The sequence below is a fragment of the Gottfriedia luciferensis genome, from assembly GCF_002156865.1.
Classification (GTDB): domain Bacteria; phylum Bacillota; class Bacilli; order Bacillales; family Bacillaceae_G; genus Gottfriedia; species Gottfriedia luciferensis.
The window spans coordinates 133,701-145,677 of record NZ_NCTA01000001.1 but is presented as its reverse complement, the minus strand read 5'-3'; the positions used below and the strand labels follow the sequence as shown (position 1 = coordinate 145,677).

General features: G+C 34.7%; 6 protein-coding genes. 1 reads left to right on the top strand and 5 read right to left on the bottom strand.

Annotation, left to right across the window (positions count from 1 at the left end):
• Positions 1 to 10: 10 nt before the first annotated feature.
• The 4 genes from B7R67_RS00725 to B7R67_RS00710 form a co-directional block, all read right to left on the bottom strand.
• A complete protein-coding gene (locus tag B7R67_RS00725; RefSeq protein WP_088066602.1) occupies positions 11 to 1,195 on the bottom strand; it encodes a CaiB/BaiF CoA transferase family protein in 1,185 nt (394 codons plus the stop codon).
• A 617-nt stretch (positions 1,196 to 1,812) separates the two neighbouring features.
• A complete protein-coding gene (locus tag B7R67_RS00720) occupies positions 1,813 to 2,961 on the bottom strand; it encodes a Glu/Leu/Phe/Val family dehydrogenase (protein WP_088066600.1) in 1,149 nt (382 codons plus the stop codon).
• A gap of 129 nt (positions 2,962 to 3,090) precedes the next feature.
• Entirely contained in the window at positions 3,091 to 4,515 is a 1,425-nt protein-coding gene (locus B7R67_RS00715) for an amino acid permease (RefSeq protein ID WP_088066598.1), read from the bottom strand.
• Between the two features lie 535 nt (positions 4,516 to 5,050).
• Positions 5,051 to 6,472 carry an aminotransferase-like domain-containing protein gene (locus tag B7R67_RS00710; protein ID WP_088066596.1) on the bottom strand — a complete coding sequence of 474 codons (1,422 nt, stop codon included), beginning with the start codon at positions 6,470 to 6,472 and terminating at the stop codon, positions 5,051 to 5,053.
• Positions 6,473 to 6,574: 102 nt separating this feature from the next.
• Here B7R67_RS00710 and B7R67_RS00705 point away from each other — a divergent pair, with 102 nt between their 5' ends.
• Positions 6,575 to 7,180, top strand: a complete 606-nt coding sequence (locus B7R67_RS00705; protein WP_088066594.1) for a LysE/ArgO family amino acid transporter — start codon at positions 6,575 to 6,577, stop codon at positions 7,178 to 7,180.
• A 351-nt stretch (positions 7,181 to 7,531) separates the two neighbouring features.
• On the opposite strand, the gene B7R67_RS00700 is transcribed toward B7R67_RS00705, so the two are convergent.
• Positions 7,532 to 11,692, bottom strand: a complete 4,161-nt coding sequence (locus tag B7R67_RS00700) for a S8 family serine peptidase (RefSeq protein WP_088066592.1) — start codon at positions 11,690 to 11,692, stop codon at positions 7,532 to 7,534.
• Positions 11,693 to 11,977: the final 285 nt, after the last annotated feature.

Sequence of the window (11,977 nt, the reverse complement as noted above, 5' to 3'; positions counted from 1 at the left end):
TAATTCCTCCTCAAATTGTTTTATTTCGTTTCATCTCATTTATTTCTGAACTAGAATATCCTAGTTTACTTATCACTTCTTCTGTGTGCTCCCCATGTAATGGTGGATGTCTCAATACTTCGATTGGTGTTTTCGATAATTTTAATGGTGATCCAACTAGTTTTAAGTCTTTTATGAACGGATGATTCACATTTAAAACCATCTCTCTTGATTTGGCTTGTTCAGAATGAAGGGCCTCACTTACGTTATAAATTGGACCATTAGGAATTCCATTTTGATCTAACAATTCTTTCCATTCATCTTTCCTTTTTGTCTTTAACTTATTTTGGATTAGTTGTTCAATTTCTTTCCTGTTTTGTAATCGACTAGTATTTGTTTTATATGTATCCTCCAATAAAGTTGGTTCCTCAATTAGTAAAGCAAATCGCTTAAATTGTTCATCATTACCAACCGCAATGACGAGTTCCCCATCACTTGCTGAAAAGACTTGGTATGGAACAATATTTGGATGATAATTCCCCATTCGCTGTGGAACAATCCCGCTGCACAAATAATTACTAGCCACATTTACTAAAGCTGCTAATTGCGAGTCAAATAGAGAAATATCAACTTCTTGACCTTCGCCAGTACGATTCCGATGCTGTAATGAAGCAAGAATTCCAATACATGTAAATAGTCCAGTTAGTACATCAGAGATGGCAACTCCTACCTTTGTTGGCTCTGCGTCTTTCTCTCCAGTTATGCTCATTAATCCAGACATCGCTTGAATAATATAATCATATCCCGGTAGACTTGAATCAGGTCCATGGCTACCAAATCCGCTAATTGATGCTAGAATAATATCTTCTTTTATCGCTTTCATTTCCTCATATGAAAAGCCTAATTTTGCTAATGTTCCAGGTTTAAAGTTTTGGACAACTACATCGGCCTCAGAAATTAGTTTCTTTAATACTTCCTTACCTTTTTCATTTTTTAAGTTTAAAGTAATGCCTTGCTTATTCCGATTAGCACATAAATAGTAAGCGCTTTCCCCTTCTACAAAAGGAGGACCCCATCCTCGCGTTTCATCCCCTATGCTAATGCTTTCAACCTTGATGACTTCAGCCCCAAGATCTCCAAGGATCATCGTACAAAAGGGACCAGCTAGTACTCTAGTTAAATCAATGATTTTTACTCCATACAATGCTCCTGGCAACTCTCTCACCTCTTCATTAACTTTTCCTCCGCTAGTTTTTCCATTCTAAAAAGAAAATTTAAGGTTTTCTATAAACCACCAATTCCTTCTATCTTTCTATATGCAAAACCTATGCCAACTTCAAAGTCCCTATTATAAGTAGATGTAGAAAGAAAATGCTGTCACATTAAGGCGCTAATCAAATTAAAATTCACTCAAAACCGTCAATTTTAACTCACTAAAAATCGTAAATAGCAAATATTGAGGAAACTCATTATCTAGAAAAGGCAAAAGGTCATTAAGTAAACATTGGAAAAATAAATTCTAATCTTAAAAGTGATGTTTTTTTGAATATGTCGTTCAAATTGAATAATAATTTGTTCTAAGTAAAGGTTATTTGAATCGTATTTTAATCAATATGGGAAGTGCGGAAAGGCTGAGACCCCGCGGGCTTGCCGAGGAGGCTCAGGTTTCGCCCCATGGAAAGCGAGAATCCTGTAGTGGAAATGAACATCACTCAAACTCCTTTACGGTAGTTATTTGACAAGATTTTTTTTAACAACGTGAAAAGGTTTCTTACCATTAAAAGTAAGAAACCTTTTCCTTTGTTCTATTAAATTAATTTTTAGTTCAACCTTTTAACACTCAATTAAATCTCTAACTGTTGGCACAAATAGTTCGCAAGCTATGTCTCTTTGATATCTATTTTGTTTTTTAGCTTCTGTAAATAAGTTAACTGTATTTTTTCTAGATAATCTTTCAATATCATCTATTACGGCTTTTGCTTTTGGCTCCACTAATCCAAAGATTACGGCATCGTAAAATCGAACTGCACCTAAGTTTGCTACAAAATCATTCACCACGTCAATGCCTCTTTGTTTGATGATTTTATCCCCTTCTGCAGAGATTGGAATATTAGCAGCTTCTACAATTAAACTGGCCTTAACCTTATTCGCATTTGATGCATTAATTACATCCTCTAAAGCTGCAGGGATTAAGATGTCGCACTCGACATCGAGCCATTCAGTATTGCTTTTTACTACATAGTTTGGTTCAAAAAATTCTTGATTCATTTCACCATGTGAATTTTTGTGGTCAATTAATTTCTGAACATCTAATCCATCTTCGCATGTAACGAATAGATTCGCATCGGAAATGCCCACAATTTTATAGCCTAGCTGTGATAGTTTCAATGCACAACTTGCTCCTACACAGCCAAATCCTTGGATGACAACTTTCGCTTCTTTATTGTTACCACCTTTAAACTTCCACGCTTCATCTGCGCAAAATGCCACTCCGTAACCTGTTACAGCATCATTTAGAAGGAAGCAATCTACTTTTGAAGCTAGCAACTCATTAAAATATTTAATTCCATTTTGAACACTGACATCTTCCTTCATCGATTTCGTTAAAGGTATTCCAACGTTGAATTCATCAAATACGCTTAGAACGTCCTCATATTTTGTTCCTAAGTCACTTCCTAAAGATACGCCTGCTTCTACGTACGGCATCATCGCGATCAAAAATCTTCTTAACACATCATACGCATCTGAAGCTTTATAATCATAAGAAATGCCGGCTTTACAACCACCTGTAGTGACACTTTCGGAAGCGTTGTATTTATAAGCCATTGCCTCTGCCAACCGTTCTACTTCCTCTCTTGTCACTGTTGGATGCATCCTAATTCCTCCACCTGCATACCCTTTGACAAAGTTATGTACCACTAACCAGCCCTTTGCATCTGTTTCACTATCATTCCACTCTACAACTAAGTAAGGTTTTTTCATACTAATAGCCTCCTTAAGATCTCTTTTGTTTAATTGACTTTTAATACCTTCTTGTAAATTAATAGAATCAGTGTATTCGATCTTACTAGATTTTCTTGTGCTAAAATCTCAAGCTGGATGGGAAGGTAATTAGATACTTTGTTGTGTTGGTACTTCTCCATGTTCATTAGTTAAAGCAATATTAGCTTTATTCTTACCGTGACGGATAAAGTAATAAAGATAACTTATACCCATGAAGGCTAAACCACCTATCAAGGAAGAACGTTGCGCCGGATCAAAAGCCATAAATAGAATAGAAATTCCACATAAAACAAGACAAAGAATCGGTATTAACGGAAATAGAGGAACTTTATATTTTAAATCCTTTACATCTCCACCATTTTTAATATACTGCCTTCTAAAATTAAATTGCGATAAGGCAATTGCCATCCAACTGAATGTACCTGCTAGTCCCGTTACGGAAAGTAGAACTACAAACACTGTTTGTGCAGACACTACACTTGTTAGTAAAGAAACTAGTGCAAAAAGAAGACTAAACAATACTGCATTAAACGGAACACCTCGAGAGTTTACCTTACCTAAAGCCTTTGGTGCCATTCCACTCTTTGAAAGTGACCAAAGCATACGAGAGCAAACATATAATCCTGAATTTCCTACAGAAAGTAACGCTGTTAAAATAACAAGATTCATTATATCGGCTGCATACGGTATACCTACACTATCAAAAACTGCTACAAATGGACTCTCTACTACTCCAGCTTGTCTCCATGGAATTAAAGCTGCTAAAACCATAATCGCTAACACATAAAAAATTAACACACGAAAAATAATACTGCGAATTGCCTTAGGTAGTGTCTTTTCAGGTGTTTCACTTTCACCGGCTGCAATCCCAACAACTTCCGCTCCTTGGAAAGCAAAGATTACTGCCATCATACTCGTAAAGATCGCTGAAAAACCATGTGGGAAAAGCCCACCATCATTTGTAAGATTCGATAACAAAGGTGCCGAACTGCCTTTATAGCCAAAACCAAAAATGGCAGCTGCCCCAATCAGAATAAAGGCTATTACGGCAAATACTTTTATTCCTGCAAACCAAAACTCTGCTTCAGCATATCCTTTTACACTTAGTAAATTCAAACCTAACAAAAGGACAATAAACACAAGACACCAAATCCAAACAGGTACATTAGGAAACCATCTTTGCATCAATATTCCAGCTGCAGTAAACTCTAAACCAACTGTTGTCGCCCAGCTAAGCCAGTACAACCAACCAATCGTAAAACCTGTTCCTGGACCAATATACTTAGTGGCATATGTCTTAAATGAACCTGTAACTGGCATCGAAATAGAAAGTTCGCCTAAACAAACCATTACAAGATACATCACTAGTCCCCCAAATAAATACGCGACAATTGCCCCACCCGGTCCAGCTTGATTAATCGTTAGACCAGATCCTAAAAATAACCCTGTACCGATTACACCACCGAGTGAAATCATAAACAAATGCCTGCTTTTCATGGAACGTTGTAATTGACTATCGTTATTAGATTCCATAATAACCCACCCTTATTTTAGAATATTCAGAAAACAAAGTGCAAGGTAAACGAAAAAATCATCACTTTAAGAATAATTACTTGTAAGCCTTTACATTTTTTGATTCTTAAAAACCTTTCTAAACCAGAATGAGCAAACGATTTTTATTTATTACAAAATCACTAGATACATTTAATTCCACAAATTATAACACTTTTAAACAAAACTTTGATTACTTTTAAAAAATATTTAAAAACATAGATTGCTATTCTTTTAATCACCTCCAAGTTCTGTTCAACTAAAAAACCAAAAATACCTCCTAATACTAATATGTTATAGCAAAATCCATGCCAATATAAAAAACGTTATTAAATCAATAGAATAGTCTCTTTCATTATTCGAAATTCAACTAAATAATTTCGAAATTTACTCAATCTAGTTATTTTTGACTCAGTTTATTTTTAAGTAAAATCGTAATATTTTCTATGATCAGCATGACAAAAAACGAGTTGCATAGCGCAACCCGTTTTATTTATTGATAAAATATTAAAATGAATTACATCTGGCTTAGTTGGTATAAAATCTTCAATCCTTTTTTTAATTCTTCCATTGACGCGTAGGCGTATGAAATACGAATATGGTGTAAATCTCTTGGTTCGTAAATATAACCTGGATTTATCAATACATTTTGATTAATCAATTTTAGAAATAAAGCCTTATTTACAATTGGATTATGAAACCTGAGCCATATATAGAAACCACCTTCAGACTTTTTCCAAGTAGCTATTTTTTGAAAATCCTTTTCTAATATTTCTTCTACATATGTAGCTCTAACTTTCAATTGTTTACGAAGTTTCACAAGATGCTTTTCGTATAAACCATTTGCCAACCAATGTGCAACGATTTCCTGAGAAAAGGCACTTGATCCATAGTCTGTCTGCATTTTAATATCAGCCAATCGCTCAATTACAGGTGAAGGTGCTACAACCCAACCAATTCGTAATCCAGGACTTAGCGTTTTGGATACACTTCCTATATAAAGAACTTGCCCTGATTTATCAAACGATTTTATGGCAGGTGAAGATGATTCAAATAACAATTCATGATACACATCATCTTCAATAATCGGTATTTGTAGCTCTTTACATGTACTGTAAAGATTTTGCTTTTCTTCCAACGACCAACTGTAACCAGTCGGATTATTTAATGTCGGTACACAGTAAAATAAAGATTGTCTCTTTCCTTTAAGTGCACGTAAATTATTTGTTAAATGTGTGTCCCGTGAAACTGAAATCATTCTCATTCCCGAAGATTGAAATGGATGCACAGAATTTAAATACGAGGATTGTTCTTGGAATAAAATGGAGCCTTCTTCTAATAATCCAACTGCAATTAATTGAAGTGCTTGAAGTGCACCTGAAACAATTAAAATGTTCTCTGGTAGTGTTTGAATACCACGTTTTTTTAAATAGTTACATAATATTCCCCGAAGTTTTTCACTTCCTTGTGGAGAAGAATAGCCAATTGCCTTTGATTCAAGTGAAATATTTTTCAACGAATCTTCAATTTCCTTCGTTGGTAGTAATTCAGGTGACAATTCACCAGTTCCAAGACGGATAATATGATCCATTTGCTCATACTTATTGATGAGTTGAATTGTATGATAATTTGGTATATGAATACTAGATTCTATATGTTTTTGCCAATTTGGTTGTGAATTACTCAAAAGCACATTCCATGAATTATTAGCCACAAAAACTCCTGAACCTACTTTCGATTCTAGTAATCCATCCGCCCTTAATTCATCAAGTGCAAGTTGTACTGTACTGCGATTCACATTAAATTGAGTTGCTAATTGACGCTGAGTTGGAAGCTTTGTACCAACAGTCCAATCACCTCGTTCAATACGAGATTTTATCCAATCTACAATCTGCTCTTGAAAAGTCAAATGCGAATCACGGTTCGGTTTCCACATCAATTATCCTCCCCCCCTTAAATTGGGTGGATAAAAAACCATCCAATTGGTTGTTTTCTTTTAGTTGTATCATAGTACGATAGTAATTGAAAGGGAGTTGATTAGATGGAAGCCATTCTTCATGGATTAATTTTAGCATTCGGACTCATTTTACCTTTAGGCGTACAGAACGTATTTGTATTTTCACAAGGAGCGACACAACCAAAACTAATTCGAGCACTTCCTGCGACTATTACAGCTTCACTATGTGATACCTTTTTAATTCTTCTAGCTGTATTCGGAGTATCCACTCTCGTTTTACAATTTGATTGGCTACGATTTAGCCTAATGGTTGCCGGTGTTTTATTTTTAATTTACATGGGTTACATTATTTGGAGGTCTAAACCAACAACACGCGATACGAATCTAGCAATACCAACCCGTCAACAAATCATTTTTGCCTTATCCGTTTCTTTATTAAACCCCCATGCAATCTTAGATACAGTAGGTGTTATCGGAACAAGTGCATTAAGATATGTCGGTATGGAGCAAATACTCTTTACGATCGCTTGCATTGCCGTATCTTGGATTTGGTTCTTTGGCTTAACGATTGCGGGTTCAGTTATGAAAAAGATAGATAGTACAGGAGGATTAATGATTGTATTTAATAAATGCTCCGCTCTGTTTATTTGGGGTACTGCGATTTATCTTATTAGCGGATTAATGAAATAGTCGAAACTACAATACGAGAAGTCCATAAAGACCTTGTAAATCATCAAGGTCTTTATTAGACATATAACTCGATAAATTCTTTATATATTCTGAATAAACCCCTTCGTATTAATTATCAGGAATGTTAAGTTTTAATCATACCCTCCTGCACCTTTTTTCCATTTAGTACTGTTTTAGGTAATTCTATTGCTTCGCGGATTGTCCAATTTTGCTGACCATTTTGACTGTCAGGATTTGGTGCCCAAAATCCCGGATTTATTCAGCTTCCTAGTTTTGACCATTGAATAATAATTTCTGCAAATTAAAAGCACCCCCTAAAAATAGAGGATGCTTTCTAAAAATAGTATTCTTTTACTCTAAACCTAATTGACTTAAAATACTCTCTAATGTAGCTCCTTTATAAGTCGTTTTTGGCTTTGGCGCATTAGATACAGATGGATTTTGTAATTCAAAGTTTTTAACAATATAATCCATATCTTTTTTATCTACTACTTTATCAAAGTTAAAGTCTGCAGATGCTTTATTTGTACCCCAGAATGTCTGTACAGCTAAAGCATCTAAAATATCAATGACATTATCTTTATTCACATCACCTGCAGCAGCTGTTGATAAATTGTAGTTTATTCTCTTACCTACCATTTCTCCACGGACATCGTCATATAGAGTAAATTGTTTATTCATTGTAAAGTGACCTGGAATATCTACTTTTAATGTATAAGGTTTTTCGTCAACTTTAAGTGTATTTGCAATATACTGACCATCCTTATTTAATGTAGGCTCTACAACTGTTTCACCATCATACGAAGTAACGGTTACTTTTGCTCCTATTTTACTTTTATCAAGTGCATAGTTTTGACCACCAGTTAATGGATTTAATGCTCCCTCAGCTTGGATTGCACCATCTAATCTAGAATAAGTTGGTTTAATCGTAAAGCTTTCCATGAAAGCATACACTCCATTTGTTGTGACATTCGATTGATCGATCGTAGATGCGCTCATTGTAAACCAATCATAAGGCACACTTTTCACATATATATTTGCAGTTTTCACATCAAAGTTAAAGAGTTGTAGATCTTCAGGTAATGTTTTATTACCTAAATAATTGAACGTTATTGTATATAAGGTTTCTGATCCAGAAGGGGTAGTAGTATATGAAACGTTCGCATCACCGTACTGTTTCACCGCATCGTTTACAACAACATTATCAATCGTACCTTCACCATTAATTACTGGGATTGTAATTTTAGTCGTTTTTAAGTTTTTTACATTATTTGAACGAACAGTGAAATTTACTGTGTCTCCATTTGTAATGCTTTGTTTATTCGCCTTTAAATAATAGTAAGGTAATGACTTATCAACAAAAGCAACTCTGTATCTATTTGTAGCATTCAAATTAAAGTTTCTTGCTGCATCAAAACCATAAAATGATACTTCTAAAGGTTTATCTTGTTTCTTCACAAGGATTTTATCATGGTAATTGCCATTGATATCGGTATGAATTGGATTTGCAGGACGTGGACCGTTGTAAAACGAAACAACTGAATTACTTGACTGATCAACTGGGATTCCTAAGTGATTCGCTTCATCCGTTTCTGGATCATATAGATTGATATTAAAATCATATAAATATTGTCCATTTGCATCAAACTGACTATCATCATATTCAATTACTTTTTGATCTAATGAATCAAAGCTAGTCGTCATTTTTGGAGCTCCAGCTTCAAAAATGAAATCTGATGCAGCAGAGAATGTTTTACCTTGTTCGTCACTTCCTACTAGTCTTAATTTATAATGTCCTGTTTTTGCAAATACTGGTTCGTTACTAATTGGATTTTTTGAATCACCAGTAAATGGATAGTAAAGATCATTAAACCCATAGAAATTTGTATAAACTTGGTCCTCATTTAAGTTGATTGGGCTATAGGAACCAACTAATCCTAGATCTTCACCAGTTTTTGCATCTTGTAAGATAACATCTAACGTTTTCATATGTGTTTTTAATGAAAACTCGTACACTATATTTGGATTTGCATTTGCCGGCCAAATCGTATCAACACCATATAATGGATTATCTATTTTAAATGATTTAATTCCTTCTTCTACAACACGTCCTCCAAATGGGATTTGGTACTGTTCAGTTGGATCAGCAGTATTCGTAAACGTTACATAGCCTTCATATGTTCCTTTTTCAGCTGTTTTAGGAATATTCAAATCGAACTTAACTGATTTTTGACTAATTCCATTTAACTTAACGGATGTTGGCCCAGTCAGTGTTACTCCATTATCTGCAGCATCTTTAGATCCCCTTAATCCAGTTTGAAATTTTACATTTACGTTAAATGTTTTTGTTTTTTCACTACGATTCTTTAAAATAACACTACGAGAGTCTGTAACATCTTGATCCTCAAATCCAATTGAGCCAAAACTCATTCCACCTGTTAGTTCTTTGATCGATTTTTGCTTCCCATTAATAATTGTTGGTGTTTGATCAACTACTTCTAACTCGACATCTGAGTGGATTGTTTCATATGCATCAACTCGTCCACTTCCGATTTCAAATACACTATAATCCTTTGATAATGGATCCGCAGTATTCATCAAAATAGATTTTACATCTTCTGGTTGTAAGTCCTTATTAGATTGTAATAATAAAGCTGACACACCTGCTACATAAGGTGATGCCATTGAAGTGCCTGATAAGCGCTCATAAGCATATTTATAGTCTTCAGGTTTTGATCCATCTGCTACTTTATTATTTACAAAAAACGGAACTGTTGAAAGAATCGATACACCAGGTGCAGTTACTTCAGGCTTAATATCATAATTAACACGAGATGGTCCTCTTGAACTAAACGTTGCTAATTCATCACCATTTGTTTTTAGCTTTGTATAGTCACCAAATGTAAAATCAGTTTTCCCTGCTTTTAATGCACTTGAGATAACTAAGCCCTCTTCATTAGAAACTGAGAATGCTGGAATCGCATCTATAGATTCTCCAAGGAATGATTGAATTGGACCTTCTGCTTTATTAGTTTCATCATTATACATTAATACAGCAATAGCACCATTTGTTTTTGCGTTTTTTATTTTATCCATTAACCCAATTGATCCACGCTTAATGAATGCTATTTTTCCATTAAGATTTTTCCCATTAAAGTTGGTTGTATTTCCTAAACCAACATCAACTAATTGATAGCTTTTCCCTTTTAAAGTTGTTAAATCGTCGGAATAATTCCTTGCTAACTGTCTTAACGAATAATTCGCTCCATTTTGTACGCCAGCGTATTGGAAAATGTCTAAAGCAATTGATGATGCTCCTACTGTTATAGGTAAAGCTGCAGCGGCTGGAGATCCTACTGTATACATTTTATCTCCCGTATTACCTGCTGCAACAACGGTTGTTACACCGCTTAAAACTGCATTATTAACAGCTACCGATGTCGCATAAAGTGGGTCATTTAGTGTATTCCCTAATGACATGTTGATAACATCCATACCATCATTTACTGCTCGATCTATTCCAGCAATAATCGCTTCTGCTGTACCACTACCCCCCGGGCCAAGAACTCGGTATGAATAAAGATCCGCGTCAGGAGCAGCTCCTATTGTTTTATAATCACTATCCGCTTTACCACGTCCACCAATAATGCCAGCTACATGGGTACCATGTTCTGTATAGTAGTCTGCACCATTTGAAGTACCAGGTTTTCCTGCTTTTACCCAATCAGCATAGGTTGTTTCCATAGGATCATTATCATTATCAACGAAATCATATCCACCTTTATATGCATCTTTTAAGTCTGGGTGGTTGTAGTCAATACCTGTATCTAATATCCCTACTTTAATTCCTTTTCCGGTATACCCTTCCTTATGTAAGCGATCAAATGCGTCATAAGGAGTATAATTGGAAACATTTGCTTCATCCGCCTTTAATTGTTCAGGATTTAATTCAGCAGGTGGATCAATCGTAAATTTCTCATTACTCCATACAGTTTTAACCGCATTAGACTTCAATAGATTTTTAATTTGATTTGCTGGCAAGCTCATTGACACACCATTAAATGCATGTTTGTATGAATTATTAATCTTGTAATCTACTTTATTATTAGTACCATCTGTAAGAACTTCTCCAACATCATGAGTAAACGTAGCGTGATCTTGATCAACTAGTTTCGTTGCTTCCGATACAGTTAATGTTTCCCCTTTTACACTTGCTTCTAATTGAGCAACTTTAGCAGGCTGGTTCGCAAATTCAACAATGACAGATGTTTGTTTTGTAGATGTTAAATCAACGTCAGAAGAAATTTTAAGTCCAGTTTCTTCATTTGTAGATAGTTGATTTAATGCTGCTCTCTGTGCTGGCGTTAATTTAGCGAGTATATTATCCAAGTTTGTAATACTAGTTGCTTTGGTAACATTTGAAACATGTCCAAGTGATGCAACCACTACACTTGACGTTAAAGCAAAAACTGCAACACTTTTAGAAATCTTGCTTTTCCTTGCTTTCCTCATAACTTACTCTCCCCCATTTTTTCTAGTAGAATAACCTGAAAACATATATCTGGTAATCTATTAGAAATAGTTCCTTATTTAGACAATTTACTTGTCTATAATAATTTTAAATTTTCTGCTTATTTAAGCATAATAGGGATTATTTAACTGGTATTTAAATTTCACGAAATTCCATGTAGGACATGAATCGTAAAAAATAAATTAATGAAACGATAAGTTTATAGAGTGAATTTTGTTCCTTGTTTGGGGAAATATTTTGTATTTTCCAGTGATATTTTGGGTCTT